Source organism: Neobacillus sp. PS3-12, from assembly GCF_030915385.1.
Lineage (GTDB): Bacteria > Bacillota > Bacilli > Bacillales > Cytobacillaceae > JAEVLT01.
This window is the reverse complement of sequence record NZ_CP133268.1, coordinates 3,606,976-3,622,790: the sequence shown is the minus strand read 5'-3', so window position 1 is coordinate 3,622,790 and position 15,815 is coordinate 3,606,976. Positions and strand designations below refer to the sequence as shown.

At 37.2% G+C, this 15,815-nt stretch carries 13 protein-coding genes and 2 pseudogenes; 4 read left to right on the top strand and 11 right to left on the bottom strand.

Features of this window, described 5'->3' with window-relative positions; translation table 11 throughout:
- Nucleotides 1-189 precede the first annotated feature (189 nt).
- Complete coding sequence (locus RCG17_RS18335; RefSeq protein ID WP_308171539.1) at nt 190-1,131, bottom strand: DMT family transporter; 942 nt, start codon at nt 1,129-1,131, stop codon at nt 190-192.
- A 179-nt stretch (nt 1,132-1,310) separates the two neighbouring features.
- Nucleotides 1,311-2,597 (bottom strand): MFS transporter, encoded by a 1,287-nt coding sequence (locus RCG17_RS18330; RefSeq protein WP_308171538.1) that lies wholly within the window; start codon nt 2,595-2,597, stop codon nt 1,311-1,313.
- A 401-nt stretch (nt 2,598-2,998) separates the two neighbouring features.
- Between RCG17_RS18330 and RCG17_RS18325 the strand changes: the two genes are divergently transcribed.
- Nucleotides 2,999-3,961 (top strand): LysR family transcriptional regulator, encoded by a 963-nt coding sequence (locus tag RCG17_RS18325; protein ID WP_308171537.1) that lies wholly within the window; start codon nt 2,999-3,001, stop codon nt 3,959-3,961.
- Between the two features lie 102 nt (nt 3,962-4,063).
- Here RCG17_RS18325 and RCG17_RS18320 read toward each other — a convergent pair whose 3' ends face one another.
- The 6 genes and pseudogenes from RCG17_RS18320 to RCG17_RS18295 all read right to left on the bottom strand — a co-directional run bounded on the left by RCG17_RS18320 (nt 4,064) and on the right by RCG17_RS18295 (nt 10,404).
- Nucleotides 4,064-5,266, bottom strand: coding sequence for a Gfo/Idh/MocA family protein (locus RCG17_RS18320; protein ID WP_308171536.1), 1,203 nt, complete (start codon nt 5,264-5,266; stop codon nt 4,064-4,066).
- Nucleotides 5,250-5,999 (bottom strand): 3,4-dihydroxyphthalate decarboxylase, encoded by a 750-nt coding sequence (locus RCG17_RS18315; protein WP_308171535.1) that lies wholly within the window; start codon nt 5,997-5,999, stop codon nt 5,250-5,252. The genes RCG17_RS18320 and RCG17_RS18315 overlap by 17 nt, the downstream gene beginning before the upstream one ends.
- Nucleotides 6,000-6,026: 27 nt before the next feature.
- On the bottom strand, nt 6,027-6,221 hold the full coding sequence (locus RCG17_RS18310; protein WP_308171534.1) for a hypothetical protein: 195 nt from the start codon (nt 6,219-6,221) through the stop codon (nt 6,027-6,029).
- A 54-nt stretch (nt 6,222-6,275) separates the two neighbouring features.
- Nucleotides 6,276-7,532 carry a Rieske 2Fe-2S domain-containing protein gene (locus RCG17_RS18305; protein WP_308171533.1) on the bottom strand — a complete coding sequence of 419 codons (1,257 nt, stop codon included), beginning with the start codon at nt 7,530-7,532 and terminating at the stop codon, nt 6,276-6,278.
- 353 nt (nt 7,533-7,885) lie between these two features.
- Nucleotides 7,886-9,299, bottom strand: a pseudogene (locus tag RCG17_RS18300) (SpoVR family protein).
- A 118-nt stretch (nt 9,300-9,417) separates the two neighbouring features.
- Complete coding sequence (locus RCG17_RS18295) at nt 9,418-10,404, bottom strand: M14 family zinc carboxypeptidase (RefSeq protein WP_308171532.1); 987 nt, start codon at nt 10,402-10,404, stop codon at nt 9,418-9,420.
- Between the two features lie 136 nt (nt 10,405-10,540).
- Between RCG17_RS18295 and RCG17_RS18290 the strand changes: the two genes are divergently transcribed.
- Nucleotides 10,541-10,795 carry a YhdB family protein gene (locus RCG17_RS18290; RefSeq protein ID WP_308171531.1) on the top strand — a complete coding sequence of 85 codons (255 nt, stop codon included), beginning with the start codon at nt 10,541-10,543 and terminating at the stop codon, nt 10,793-10,795.
- Nucleotides 10,796-10,908: 113 nt separating this feature from the next.
- Here RCG17_RS18290 and RCG17_RS18285 read toward each other — a convergent pair.
- Nucleotides 10,909-12,656: pseudogene (locus RCG17_RS18285) on the bottom strand (phospho-sugar mutase).
- A gap of 173 nt (nt 12,657-12,829) precedes the next feature.
- Nucleotides 12,830-13,228 carry a YhcU family protein gene (locus RCG17_RS18280; protein WP_308171530.1) on the bottom strand — a complete coding sequence of 133 codons (399 nt, stop codon included), beginning with the start codon at nt 13,226-13,228 and terminating at the stop codon, nt 12,830-12,832.
- A gap of 152 nt (nt 13,229-13,380) precedes the next feature.
- Here RCG17_RS18280 and RCG17_RS18275 point away from each other — a divergent pair, with 152 nt between their 5' ends.
- Nucleotides 13,381-14,304, top strand: a complete 924-nt coding sequence (locus RCG17_RS18275) for an RluA family pseudouridine synthase (protein ID WP_308171529.1) — start codon at nt 13,381-13,383, stop codon at nt 14,302-14,304.
- Nucleotides 14,305-14,525: 221 nt separating this feature from the next.
- Here the strand turns inward: RCG17_RS18275 and RCG17_RS18270 are convergent, their stop codons facing one another.
- Nucleotides 14,526-14,780, bottom strand: a complete 255-nt coding sequence (locus RCG17_RS18270; protein WP_308171528.1) for a GlsB/YeaQ/YmgE family stress response membrane protein — start codon at nt 14,778-14,780, stop codon at nt 14,526-14,528.
- A gap of 415 nt (nt 14,781-15,195) precedes the next feature.
- On the opposite strand from RCG17_RS18270, the gene RCG17_RS18265 reads away from it, so the two are divergent.
- Entirely contained in the window at nt 15,196-15,813 is a 618-nt protein-coding gene (locus RCG17_RS18265) for a DUF47 domain-containing protein (RefSeq protein WP_308171527.1), read from the top strand.
- The last annotated feature ends 2 nt before the right edge of the window (nt 15,814-15,815 follow it).

Below are 15,815 nucleotides of genomic sequence, written 5' to 3'. Positions count from 1 at the left end.
AGTTTAGGCTTTGAATTTCCAATGTCATTTAACAGAATATTCCCATAATTATTCTTATAAAAAATTATACTTTTATCAAAAATATTTTACTAATATGAATTTGTTGATAAACCTATATATAATCATATATATCATGCATTCCCAATTGATCTCCGTTTCCAGCCTAACTCCACACGATGACAAATAAATTTAAAGAATAATAAAACAAATACCAAGAAGTACTAAAATAATCCCAATTATCGTGCGGATGGAAATCCCTTCTTGATTTTTAAAGAGGAAAAAACTGACGGGAGTTACAATAACCGGTGTAGACATGGTAATCAAATTTGCTATCGAAATTGGCATATATCTCATTGACGCAATCACGGAGATTTGCGCTGAAATAGAAGCGATCCCGCATGCAGCGTAAAATAATACACCTTTTTTATCCGAATTTTTAACGTGAGCCAAAAAATGATGAGAACTTTTATTTGTTATTGTAAAAAGCACTAAACCCAACGCTGCCCCAAAGATTCCTCCTAAAATAGGTTCATTCCAGTCTTTAATGGCTGCTCCTCTTAGAACATTCCCAATGGCATAGGAAAGTGAACTTAAAAAGGCGAGAAGTATTCCTGACTTTATCAGCCAATTAACTGGCATTCCTCTTGAAGGTTCTGTTATTAAGTTCTCTTCACTTGATGCAATTTCTTTTTCTACGGAACTCTGTCCACGAAAAGAAACTAAGAATAAGCCAAGTAGAATAAATGCAACTGAAACTAAATCCATCCAACTTAATTTTTCCCCCATAAACATCCATGCAATAATAGTTGTAAACATAGGATTACTTACCTGAAATGCGCTTGCACGTGCTGGTCCTAACTTATCAATGGTTTCAAAGAAAAACCAGCGTCCCATAAAGGTACTAAAAAAACCAGCTATTAAAAACAACAAAAATCCCTTGGTGTGCCACTGAAAGTGTTCATCTTTAATAAAAATCATTTGTATTAGAAATAGTACTAGTGCAAAAAGAACATTCACCCACACAGAAATTAAAAAACCTACATTCATATTCAATCTGGCTGAAGCTAACTTGGTCAATATTGTATTAGAAGAAAATAACAATAAAGCAACTATAGCCAGCGTTACTCCCATTCTTACTCCCTCCTTTCCTTGAAATATTTTTGAATAACCATTTTTCTAATTCTTTATAATAGCAAATCCCCTCCAAAGTCTCGAAACCGGTCCTTTAAGAGGGGATTGTGGATTCTTCTTAACTTAAATAAGATTTCATTTTATCTCCAATGAAAACTTTCGCCGATAGGTACAATTCATTAATACCCTCGCTTCTTAAGAATGACTCCACATACTGCAGAAATCAGGAATACAATGATCAAAAATGCAAACGAATAAATGTAAGTTCCATGGCCAACGGTTATTAATGCTCCCATTATAGTTGGGCCAAATGCAGCAATGATATTAGAAAATCCGCTCATTACCCCAGTATCCATACCGATATTATCAGTTTTTGAGATACTATGAATTAATCCTTGGCCAATAGGGGTTGTAAAACCTTGTATTAGAGCAACAGCTGCACCCACCATTATAGCGTCTGCTACAGCTGAAAGACCGAAAAGTGTTAAAACAAGGACGATTGCGGCACCTGTAAAACCAACGATATTCCAAACTGCTTTCTTTTTTGTTTTATCTATTCGAGAACCTACCCAAAATGTTAAGAGCATCGCTGCACCCCATGCAAATAACATAATAACACTGGTACTGCCTGGGCTGAAATGCATGAATTTATTTAAATAACTTGGGAACCATGTTCCTAATCCATAAACACCAAGAGTAGTGGCAGTAAATGAAACAACAATTAACCAATAGCTATTCGTTAGTAATGCCGGCTTATCATTCGATTCTTTTCCGTTTATGTGTACAGGCTCACTCTTTATATGTTTTAACTCTTCTTCAGAAACTCTGCTATCCTTTTCAGGATCATCCTTTACCAAAATAAGAATCATAGGTAAACAAACCAATATAGCAAGTCCTGTTAAAACCCAGAAAATACCTCTCCATGTAGTCAATTGAAGCAATCCCAAAACCACAAACCCTGAAATTCCTGCTCCAATACTTACTCCGTTTATCCAAATTGACTTCGCCCGACCACGCTCACTTTGAGGGAACCACCTGGCAGTTAAAGAATTCGAAACTGGCCATAAGAATGCTTCGGATAATCCTAATATACAGCGCGAGATGAACAATGCCGTAAAATTTGGAGAAATGGCAGCCAATCCCGTACTAATTGCCCAAAGGATTAAGCCGACTACACCACAGCGTTTAGGTCCGAAACGGTCTGTTAACCATCCCCAGAAAAAGTAACCGACCCCATAAGAGAAAAGCAATGCTGTTACAAGACTGCCTATTAAAGCGTTTTGACCAATAAGATGCATATCGGTTAAAAACTTTTGGTTAGTTGCGATAACCGCAACTCCAATTTTATCCAGCATACCGATAATCCAAATAACCAGCAATGGTATCGGTATACTTTTCCATCTAATATTTGCTCGACCCAATGAAAGATTTTGCACACTTTGAACGCTTGTATAACGGCTTTCCATATCCCATCCCCCTTAAAAATATTAAAATTGTTATTTTTAATTCATATCTTCTAACTTTTTCAATTAGAAAGACTCCCCTCCGAGAATTAATAATTTTCTCACTATGATAATAGTGTTAAAACTGTAGACTACTACGACAGTTTGATCAAACATATTGTTAGCGCTTTCTTTAATTAGTATAAGATAATTCTGAATCTTGAACAAATTAGTATTTTTCAACCTACTCATATATAATTGTTTATAACCTCTTGTCCATCATTCAACAATGTTTTAGGAAATAACCTAGAATTGGAAGACTCACGAAATTGAATTAAAAAGACCGAATTTTATATAATTTAATAGAAGCTTATTTATATTTGTTTATATATCTTCATAAATAAGGTATGGAAAGGAATACAACCATGGAAACACCCGTAAATCTTCACCAATTACAATTGTTTTGTTGTATTGTAGAATCCGGCAGTTACACTCAAGCAGCTCAAAATCTCTATATTACACAGCCTGCGTTGAGCTTACAAATCAAATCTTTGGAAAATAAACTGGGTGCTAAGCTTTTTATACGGAAAGGAAATAACATAGAACTTACAGAAGCCGGTCAACTATTAAAGAAGTATGCCTATGAACTCCTTGACCTTGATAAACAATTACGTTCATCAATGAAGGAATTACTTGAGGGTGAAACTGGACAAATTTCAATTGGAAGCAACCGTCCAATCGGCAGATATTTACTGCCCAAGTTCATCTTATCATTTGTAAAAGAATATCCTAAACTTGAATTAAAAACTTCTTATACGCATACAAAACAGATTTTCCAATATGTACTAAACGAAAAAGTAAATGTTGGTTTTATTGCTTTCTCCAATGAACAAACCTTTCCTACTAAAATTAAGAAATATCTTATCAAAAGGGATCATTGGCTATTAGTTTGCAGTCCAGATTTACCGTGGGTAAATTGGGGAGGAACGATCCGTGAACTCCTGCTCAAAGCGCCATTAATAGGTTCTATGGCTGATACTTCTCAAGGAGAGCTAATAGATATAGAACTTCGGAAAATGGGTTTAGATATTAATGAATACAATATCAATCTGCGTATGGATGACATCGAATCCCTTAAAATGGCTATTATCTCCAAGTTAGGAATTGGTTTTCTTCCTAGAACCACTATTGAAAAGGAACTGGCAAGTGGGGAATTAATTCAAGTTCCATTGGCTGATGCATACAACCCACAAATCGACTATTATTTGATCATAAAAGAAGATACACACATTCCACCATCAGTAAAAACATTTATCGATTTTGTCTTAGAAACCGTTAAAATCAATGAAGATATAAGTCGGGAGAATCAAGAGGAGATAATAGAGTAAAAGAAGCAACGGAAGATTAATTAAGAATACAATGAAACGGCCTTTCTGCAAAAAAGGCGGTTTCATTGTATGAGCATGAAATCGAGCAAAACATACCTGTTGTTATTTAACAAACTCTTTCTTATTTACAAGAGGCACCTGAAATTCTAGTAACAATTCTCTTCTTTCTATCGAGGATTCTATCGATTTAATACACACTTCTAAATTAGCTTTTGCCCAGCGTCCATCGTGAACAGGCTCTTTGTTCTGGACAACTGCTCTATAAAGTTCATCAAGAACATTGTATCTGCCAGTTTCTTCTTTTGAAATGGGTAAAATGTATTTTTCATCTTCGCCATATACAACAAGTCCTTCAGGATGCTGGCGAATATCTCCTTTTTCACAACTAACAATGGTTAGACCAAAGAATGGATGATCCTTTCTTTCATCCGTCCCTTTTTTCCCGCCATACCCCGCGGCAACTTTTAAAGCTACTTCATCGTTTTGTGAGCTCGTTGCTTTTATTCTTCTGCGCGATGAAGCATAAGTATTTGATTTTTTCACTGGACCGCCTTCGCCAATGCCGAAGGTTAATTCTGTTGTATGAAAATGGTCATAACCATTGTATACAGCAGTAGCAGCTGTTCCATCCTCAAATTCGAGGAAAATAGTATGATTCCCTTCGGTCGGACGAGAGCGATCCCAGGATCCGGTAACTGCCCGAACACTTCTTACCTTTCCGCCCCCCAAAAGCCGAATAATATCAAACTGATGGGATCCCTGTCGATACGTGACACCCCCGCCTAATTCAGTTTGTAATTCCTCCGGTGTTCTTGGACGATACAACCAATCATTGTAATACCAATTATGAATCATTAAAACTCTCCCAAGCTGTCCGCTTTCAATGATTTCTCTCATTTTTTGGATGGACGGCTCAAAGCTGTGGGAATGCCCAACTATTAGCTGGACACCATTTTTTTCAGCAGTTTCAATCATCTCGTCTGCTTCCTCTAAAGAAACAGCTAAGGGCTTTTCCACAATGATATGTTTTTTGGCTTCAGCTGCAATTCTTACATGTTCACTGTGAAGTTCGGTAGGTGTAGCGATGTAGACTGCATCAATTGTTGAACTTTGACAAAGCTCTTGAATTGTTGGATACGTTTCCACCTGATAATCTTTGGCAAATTGTTCTCGCCTATCTTTATTTCTTGTGGCGGCACCTGCCAGCCGAATGTTTGGATGACTCAACATTGCAGAAATCATAGATGCACCCGCAATTCCTAAGCCGACAATTCCTATATTAAGGATTTTATTTTGAGAAAACATTCGATCTCTCCTCAGCATCTTGTAATTTTCGAACATAGTAGCGCCATACCCATTTCGCATTAAACTTTGTTCCCAAATCTGGAAGTTCGGCAATATCTTCTTCGGATATTGGGTCGACTTTCCTACCTGTCTTTGCAACTTCTAATGTCATTTTTGCTAAAGTATTGAAGTTTAAAGCATTGATGGTTGCTTCTTCAATCGTTGCACCTGTAACTGTAATTCCATGACCCTTCATTAAACAAATGTCCTTAGAACCCATTTCTTGTATTAATGGCGCTGCCAACTCAGGGCGCGTTACTAAGTAGGACCTTGGAAAAATAGGGACTCCTTCTAAGGCCATCCGCATTGCCGGAATATTAAATGATCCAAAAATAGGACGTAAAGGCAGATTGGATATCCCACAAATCAAAGCATGCGGAGGATGTGCATGAATAACGCACCCTACTTCCGGTCTTGCTTTCATGATTTCTCCATGAATGGGTAACTCCTTTGGAATATGGTATTGACCTTCAAGGTCTTCACTGTTTCCATCAAAATCAACTCTTCTTATTGCGTCCATCGTAGTGTACCTTACACCGTTTTCTTCTTCCCCACGGCAGCGAATAAACATCTCATTTGTATTTGGTATCCGAACACTGACATGTCCCAGAATTTCATCAACAAGACCTTCCATGGCAAGAATTCTACAGGAAATCGCCACTTTTTCTCTAAGCTCATCTAGTAAATTTGTCATCTTTATACCCTGCTTTCTTCATACTTGTTAAGCTAACTCAGGTGCAGTTACACGGTGTATCTCATGTATTTCACCTTTCCAAGAACATTCACTGCAGTAACAAAAATAGGCAATATCATTTGCTATCCAATATTCATTTAATAAACTCCTAGAGTTCAAGAGTGATTGCCCACAATTAGGACAGTATTTCAACTTAATTTCATATTTTTCTTTGTTTTTCAAAGTAAGCCCTCCTAAGAAGAAAGTTCCTTCTCACCAGAAGGAACTTCTTCATTCTTATAGGTTAGAAGTAACCTTCCCACCTTTACAGATTTCAATAATTTCATCAAGGTTAGGGGCATATCGCGTATTCCAGTCCTTTGCTACTCCTGATAATAACCCACCCTCACTGAACTTATCCTCTTCCTGCGGTAACTGGATATTGTTATTCACTTCAGGATCACGGATCACACATTTCGGATCTTCTCCATTTTCGATCTTTTTCAATTCCCTTTGAAGCATTTGTCGGTACATGATAATTCCTCTGTCAGAGGTTCCAAGACGTTCCGTAGTTCTGTCTGCAACACTCCCCTGGGTAATCCAAGCCATCATATCCTGACCATCAATATAATCAACGACGAATTTTCCGTTTTCATCCTTAATTGGACATTCATATACGCTAATTGGATATTTTTCTGGTGCTTGTACACCTTCTTTTGGAACAAAGCATGTGTACCAAAAATGTAAAGTATTTTCATCATCTATCGGTACTCGAATTTGGAATGAGTGAGCTCCACTATCGCCAACACGAAGCATGCTTGGGAAGACAATTGGATGACCAACAGCCCAATCCTCATTTTCTTCTGTTTGTCCTTCTAACACACGCCTTTTAATGATCCCCCACTCAAATTCGTCAAATCCAATTTTTAAATGATGCTTTGTAATTTTCCATTCATCTTGTGGTCTTCCCTGCTGTTCGAAAACGTGTTCAAAATAGTGGCCATGTAGCCATTCCAAATGGGTTGGATCCAGTGAGTTCTCCATGATTTGCACCCAATTACAAGGGATAACAGCGTAACCAATCGTGCGAACCACATTGTCTCTGACAAATAAATCCCATTTCGGTAATTCAGGAGCAGGTGCCGGACCAAGGTAAGCAAATACAAGTCCTCCCAATTCTTTAACCGGATATCCACCAATATTGATCTTATTTTTAAAAGTGCTATTTTCAGGCTCATTAGGCTGTTCCACACATTGACCTGTTTGATCGTATAACCAACCATGATACTGACAACGGATTCCGCATTCAGTCGGAAAACCGTATTCAAGCGATACTCCCCTATGAGCACACCGGTCTCCAACTAACCCCAGATTATTTGATTTATCACGGTATAAAACCAGATTTTCTCCCAATAGTTTTACTCTTTTTGTTGTTCCAATTTTTTCAACCTCGCTGCTGGCTGCAATTGGATGCCAATATCTTCTTAAAAGTTTCCCCATTGGTTTATTGGGACCCACTTGGGTCAAGGTTTCGTTTTGTTCTTTGCTTAACATAATGATCCTCCTCAAATTCTTTAATTATTTATCAAAGTGATTCTTCAACATCGTGAAAGTGTTTGTTTAACACAATTAAAGTTTATATTTAAATTATATTTAAAATTATTTGAAAATTCTAATTAGAAAATAACCGTATAGTTATTTACAAATATAAATAACTTAATAACCTTACTTTCATGATTTAACATGTGGAGGACATTCTTAACCTGGGCTTATGGTTGATCTATCCACTCTCATACGAATTTTCACCGTCTAGCGAATTGCGACCAAAGATAAAGAAAAAAAGATTCCTAGAACTTACGGGTACACAAAAAGGCAGTAAAACCAAAATAGGTTTCACTGCTTTTTATTTATAAATACTTCCGATGCACACTCTTCCCATCATACGTAAACAGCATTTTCCTCTCCTCGATCATTGTCTCCATATGAACAGGCCGGCCCCACAGCTGATGAATATATGGCAATACTTTTTCCAAATATTTTACATCCAGTTCGACGCCTTCATACCAATGCTTCAAGTAGAGTTCGCCATTTTTCAAATAGTCTCCGTCATTGACGGTAATATACGGGAACCCCCCGTTGACACGCATATTCACCAACTGGTCTCGGACATTCTCCCACTCTTTATCCACAACCTTATAGTCCCTGCCCTGTTTTTGGAAAAGATACATATCTTCCCGCATGACAAGGTCTTTTGTTAAATAATTGCGTAGGAATGAAATATCCGACTCAATTTCACGAACCTCAAAGATTTTTTCTCGGCCAGGAGCCATGCTGAACACCTCTCCGCTTCATTTCTTCATCAGGATTATTGTATCGTTCTTCAATATCCTCATAAATCTTAATCCCTAAGTAATAAGGATTGATGCCCGTTTTCGAAGGCTGCACAACCCCGGCATTTAGTTTCGCAAATTCAATCGCTTCGCCACTGGTTAAATCCATTTCCCTTAAGATGCGCTGATGCCAGTAAGACGCCCAGCCTTCGTTCATTATTTTAGTTTCAAGCTGCGGCCAAAAATAAAGCATTTCTTCACGCATCATCGTCAGTATATCCCGCTGCCAATCAGAAAGTTCCCTGCTATAGGATTCGATGAACAATAGGAGATCCTTTTCTGGCTTAGGCGGGAATTTTTTCTTGTGGACCTTTTTATCTTCGTTCTTGTCTTTTTCATCCAACTTCCAAAGATCATCATACGGAGTTGGCATTGGGTGATCTTCTGATGATTCCACAGCATCCTCCATTGTCCAAGATAATTTTGGACGCATGAGTGAAGGATCAATGTGTTCATCAATCGCTAAAACGGCATCTAGGAATGTTTCGACTTCTTTTTTTCCATATTTGATTTCATATTGACGGACTCGATCAGCTGTCGCCGCCATACTTTCAACCATGTCTCTCTTTGTATTGGCAAAACGGATATTGTTTTTAAAAAAATCACAATGGGCGAGAACATGGGCAACAATTAGTTTATTTTGAATAAGCGAATTGGAATCGAGTAAAAAGGCATAACAAGGATTAGAATTAATAACGAGTTCATAAATTTTACTTAATCCAAGGTCATAATGAAGCTTCATTTTGTAGAATTGTTTTCCGAAACTCCAGTGTGAAAAACGAGTTGGCATTCCATAAGCACCAAATGTATAAATGATATCTGCAGGGCAAATTTCATATCGCATCGGATAATAATCTAACCCAAAACCGTTGGCTATTTCCGTGATTTCACTAATGGCATATTCAAGCTCTCTACGGCCTTCTACTTCCATCGAGCCATTCCCCCTTTTTCCTCTTACCACAATGTATGAAGCTAAAACGGGAATGATGAGACGAGAATAAAGAAAAAACGGTATAAAACCAGACAATTGACCAAAAATTTTAGGTAAATTAATCTTTTCTCACAAACTTTTTCGCTTCTTCTGCCATTTTTATGCCAACGTACTTATTACGTTTCCACTCTTCTTTAAAGACGGAAAGGGGAGGATGGCGATCCCCAACAAGATAACTAATTTCAATCGTCATTGCAGGGTGATGATAGGTGGGAATAAACCAATCGGTAAATCCGCCTCCTGTTGCTTTTTTCGGAGGCTTTGCTAATTTATACCCTGTTAGTTTTGCCACCTTTTTCGCAAGTATGTAATCACGAACTAGATGTATTCCATTCTTATATCGCCAATAAATTTCTCTCCCAGCAGTATGATAGGTAAGTGCCATACTAGGTTGAATATCCTGTATAAAATTCGTTAAGGCCACAACTTCTGCAGCTTCAAGTGGAGCTTTTCCTTTATAAAATTGGAACGAAGGCCGCTTTGGCTTCCTAGCTATACTTCTCCAATCCATTGGATATTGTCTGTTTAAATCTACTCCCATGCCATTAGCTTTCCAACGGATAAAATCGTTTTTGCCTTTATTCATGAATAATAACCGAGTTTGCTGTTCTGGCGGAAATTCACCAATATGATTTTGCTGAATATCAACCCCATCGGGATTTACCATCGGAACAAACCAGATAGAAACGTCATTTAGAATATTTGTTGGATTGGTCCCAATTGGCAGCTGGTTTTGATAGGCATTTGCGTATGTTTCAAGCATTTTCATCAATAACATGCTTGTTAACCATTCCCTGCCATGATGTGAACCAATGAGTAAAATATTTTTCTTTCCAGTTCCCAAGTGAATGGCATAAATATCTCTTCCAAAATGGGAACGTCCAATTGATTTTATTTGGATGCTGTCATTGTATGTGCTTTTTAGTGTGGTTAGATCATTTTGAAGGACCTCGTAGGAATAAGGTTTAGTTGTGTGAACAACAGCATGAGCTTTATCGGCCATAAAAAAGGAAAACAGTGCGATTAACCATAGACAACGAACCATTTAACCCCTCCAATTATTAACCCATGTAAATGTTACTAGCCCATAAAACCGCATTGCCCAACATTTTCTGTGAAAGTTCTTTGCAGAAACTCATACACTATACTCAACTCCTATATTTAAGGAGGAGAATTTAATAATGAATAAAATGGATTATGATCAAGCGTTGTATTATACGCACCGATCGGAATGGGATAACTTATTAATATTGATGGTAAGAACAAAAGACCAATTCTTATCTAAAAAAATTGAGCATTTCCTGCATGCTTATAATTTTGAAAAAGACTACTCCGTTATTGAGAAAAAGCTTAATTCACTTTTACGTTACATCGACCACGCAAATGAAAATATTGAACAGGATATGGACCCTATAACGTTGTATAGTCTTTCCTAGATTAACGAGTTGATACACTTTATTGTGCTGTGAATCTTTTACAACCGGACAAAAGAATTCCACCACCAAATAAAAACACGGCTTCCAATTGGAAACCGTGTTTTTTCTTGTATTTAATTCGCTTCTTTAACCTTTTTCATTTTTTGGTCAACTAGGTCCATAAAGTTCTGACAAACTTCATTTAATTTTTGTTTGCTTTCCTCAAGACTTTTACTGTCGACTCCAAAATAGAATTTCACTTTTGGCTCTGTTCCGGATGGACGCAGGCATACCCATGATCCGTCCTCAAATATATACTTTAATACATTTGATTTAGGCAGGTCGATTGGTTCTTCTTTTCCGTCACTTGTTAATCGAAGACTGGTTTGGTAGTCTTCACTTGCCTGAACAGTTAAGCTGCCAAGCGACTTTAATGGCTCTGAACGGAAAGAGGCTAAAATTTGCTGGATCATTTCAGCTCCTTCTTTTCCTTTTAAGGTAAGCGAACGGAGACCTTCTTGGTAATAACCGTATTTTTCAAATACTTGCATTAAACCTTCATAAAGGGAAATCCCTTGTTTTTTGTAATAGGCGCATACTTCAGTGGCTAAGATTGCTGCTTGAACAGCATCTTTGTCGCGAACAAAATCACCGATCAGATAGCCGTAACTTTCTTCATAACCAAACAAAAAGTTATGGTCGCCTGTTGTTTTATACTCATTAATTTTTTCAGCAATATATTTAAAGCCTGTTAAAACATCAACGGTCGGCAAATCATAACTCGTTGCTATCGCTCTTCCAATTTCAGATGTTACAATTGTCTTTAGAACAACACCATTTTTCGGAAGTATGCCTTTTGCTTGTTTTTGGCTTAGAAGATAATCCAGTAATAAGGCCCCAGTTTGGTTCCCTGTTAAAACCTGGTACTCCCCTTCATTGTTTAAAACAGCAATTCCTAAACGGTCTGCATCAGGATCTGTGGCAATTAATAAATCTGCACCAATCTCTTTCCCATCCCGAATAGCCAATTCAAAAGCAGCATGTTCTTCTGGATTTGGGCTTTTGACCGTCGTAAATTCCGCATCTGGAAGCTCCTGTTCTTTCACAACATAAACATTTTTAAATCCTAACGCTGTTAACGCATTTCGCACAGGTTTATTTCCTGTGCCATGAAGCGGCGTATAGACGATTTTGATATCAGACTCTTGCGCAAGGTCCGGATTCTCAGAAATGGTCCGTAACTTTTCGATATAAGCTTGGTCAATCTCAGCACCTATCGTGATAATTAAACCAGCATCACGTAACGGCTTTTCTTGATCTACTTCAATGACCAATTCATTTTCGATTTCATTAACTTTTGCCACAAGTTGATCAGCAGGTTCAAGCGCTAATTGTCCTCCGTCAGATCCGTATACTTTATAGCCATTATATTCAGGCGGGTTATGGCTTGCTGTAATTACAATTCCTGAAAAGGCATTGAAATACCTAACAGCAAAAGATAATTCAGGTGTTGGACGTAATTCATCAAAAACGTAGGTTTGAATACCACGAGTTGCCAAGGTCTTTGCTGCTTCAAGTGCAAACTCTGGTGATTTGTGACGGGAATCATAAGCAATAACAACGCCACGTTTTTTTGCCTCTTCCCCATGTTCTTCTATGTATGCTGCCAAACCGGCTGAAGCCTTACGAACGGTATAGACATTCATACGGTTCGTTCCAGCACCAATTTCTCCCGCATACCCCCAGTACCGAATTCCAGATTTTTATAAAAAGCTTCTTCTAGTTGTTTTTCATCTTTTGCGAGATCTTCTAACTGACTTTTTAATTCTGGATCCAGATTTTTATACTCCATCCATCTATTCGCATTTTCTTTCCAGTCCATTTGGTATCCTCCTAATAAATAAACATTCCCGCTGTAAGATTATCCTACACTTCTTATTTTACAGCCAAATTATTCTATACCATCCTTTATTTTATATTTTGACATTCTGAAAGTACAACGGTTTTTATTCCAAACTGAAAATAAACGCCTGGGTCACAGGCGTTTTGTCTATTTTATATTAGCATTTCATTAGCGGCTTTAGTATAAACACTAAATATACATTTTTTCATATTTTTTGCTACTATAAATTGCTCATAATGAAACGGAAAAGACAATCCAAACTTCTCTAGATATTCTACATTTTTGTTAAATAGGCTGGTATATTCACGATCCAGATTTGGCAGTTCAAGTACAGAAATGACTGTCTGAAGGCTAGCCATTACCTGAAATGCATCTTTTAATGTGCTAAAATCTTCGCTATGATCGTAATAAGTGTTTAAAATTCCTAAACGTTCGAATTCTCTAATTTCCTCATCAGCAAAATAAAGTGGAAATACATTTGAATAAATGTATTGTACAAGCTCGCTGATTTCTTCCTCCTGATTCGGTGTGGAGGCAAAAACTATCTTCACTATTAACCCACCTTTGCCATCATAAGTTTTTATCGTAAAATATAAGTAAAGAATAACATAAAATAACCCTTCAAATGCGTGGTAATTATAACCACGGAGTAAGAGTTACTATAGCTTTTAAAAAGCCTTGCCCCTGGGCGAAAGGAGTTCGAATGTTAAAGACAGAACGTAAGGGAAAGTGGCTCGAAATCATTGTTCCTCCTGAATGGAATGACATGACCATTGATGATCTTTTTCGTAAGCTTTGGGAAGCCCCAAAAAAATTAATTTATCACTTTCAAATGGAAAACAAGGTTTTACTAAACGGAAATAAGCCAAACTGGAATTTGCCATTGGTTCAAGGAAATAAACTAATGGTTCTTTTATTTGAAGATTATTTCGGTGAAGTTTCTCCCACTTACCATGAAATTCCGATCCTTTATGAGGATGATCATTTAATGGTATTTAATAAACCTGCTTTTATTTCGACACACCCAAACAATATTGAATTAGAAACAGATACACTATTGAATGCAGCATTGTACTATTTACAGGCTAAGGGTGAATTTTGTAACATTCGCCATATACACCGCTTGGACCGTGATACAACTGGGGCCATTCTTTTTGCAAAACATTCTTTTGCGGGGGCCATCCTCGACCGTATGCTTGAGCAGCGAAAAATCAAACGCACCTATATCGCCATTGTTAATGGAACTTTATCATCAAAAAGAGGAACGATTCAAGAACCTATAGGTCGTGACCGCCATCATGCAACCAAAAGGCGTGTATCTTCTACCGGACAGGAAGCCATCACCCATTTTCAAGTGCTTCGGGTTGATAAAGCAGCAAAACATACATATATAAAATGCTGGCTTGATACAGGAAGAACACATCAAATTCGGGTGCATTTCAGTCATTTGGGTCACCCGCTAGCAGGGGATGTTCTTTATGGTGGTGGCTCTCTATTTAAGCGGCAGGCATTACATGCAGCAAAGCTTGAATTTTTGCATCCCATCACAGATGAAAAAATTATCTGCCATGCTCCATTTATTGATAAACCACCTATATTTAAAGGAATTAACATAGATGAAATCTAAAGAAAACTCGCCGATTGGCGAGCCCCTAAGGGCGAAGACAGAGGCGTAGTTGCACTTGCCAGGCTCGTAGAGTGCCACGTCCTGTGGCACTCGCCTGACTAGGACATCCTGTCCGTCGTGCGACATAGGAAATTTTTAAATTTTTGATAAAAATTTATAATTTCCTATTAGCTAAAAAAAATGGAGCATCCAAATAGATGGATGCTCCATTTTATTATCCATTAGCTGGCTTTCCTGAATCCTCTTAAGATCAGACTTAACAAGAGGACAAGGACAATCGAACCAATAACTGCCGGTATGATGGCAAAGTTGGCTATATGCGGACCCCAGTTTCCTAATATTAGGTTTCCTAACCATGCACCTACAAATCCAGCAATTATATTTCCAATTATACCCCCAGGTACATCTTTACCAACAACCATACCTGCTAACCAGCCAATTATTCCTCCGACTATTAAGGACCACAGAAATCCCATTTTAACACTCCTTCAGCATTGACTAATTATTTCATAATGTTAACTTTTTTTCGTTCCAAGCATTTAAATGGTAAAAAACCAATTGAGCCAATTGGTCTTTTCCTTGTTACTGCTTGTACAGTTAAATTACCCTTTTTCCTCGAAAATAATCAAAAAAAAACAGATTGCATTCATCAGTAATTCGCTCCTTTTTTATCCATCTTCTTAGGGCAAATCAATTACCATGGATCTAGGTTGTTGTTTAGGAAAAAATGAATGGTAATCACGATACATTTATATATAATTCCGAATTTTCTTTTGTTAAGTTTTTGTAAATCTAATTAATTTTGTTTCTATTTCTACTCTATTTCATATAAAATTATTCTCGTTTGGTACAATATTACGTTGGATGAAAATGAAATACGGGGGTTAGACTATGGCTTTTAAAAAAGATGATAAATTTAATGTTTTGCTCAACAAAATTTCCTCTAATTTACAGGAAAGTGCAAATTTTTTTACAGAATATAAAATAAAAAATGTTAGTGACTTAAAGATTTTTTCTGAAAAAATGAAGGAATATGAAACGACAGGTGATATTTTTGTCCATGAAGTCATCACACAGTTAAATGATGCCTTTATTACACCAATTGAACGTGAAGACATCCTGCAACTTACCATGAGTATGGACGATGTATTAGATGGACTTGAGGCTTGTGCCGCCCTATTTGAAATGTACTCCATGACACAAGCAGATGAGTTCATGCTTAATTTCGTGGAATCCATCCAAGGCAGTGTCCATGAAATTGATAAAGCAATCGGATTATTATCCAATAAAAAATTACTTCAAATCAGAGAACATGCGATTAAAATAAAGGATTATGAATCAAGATGTGACAATATTTTAAGACAATCCATTAAACATCTGTTCACCGTTGAAAAAGATCCAATCCGAATTATTCAATATAAAGAAATTTACGAGACACTAGAAGACATCGCAGATTATTGCCAAACCGTGGCCAATACTCTAGAAACCATTATTATGAAAAATGCATAAGG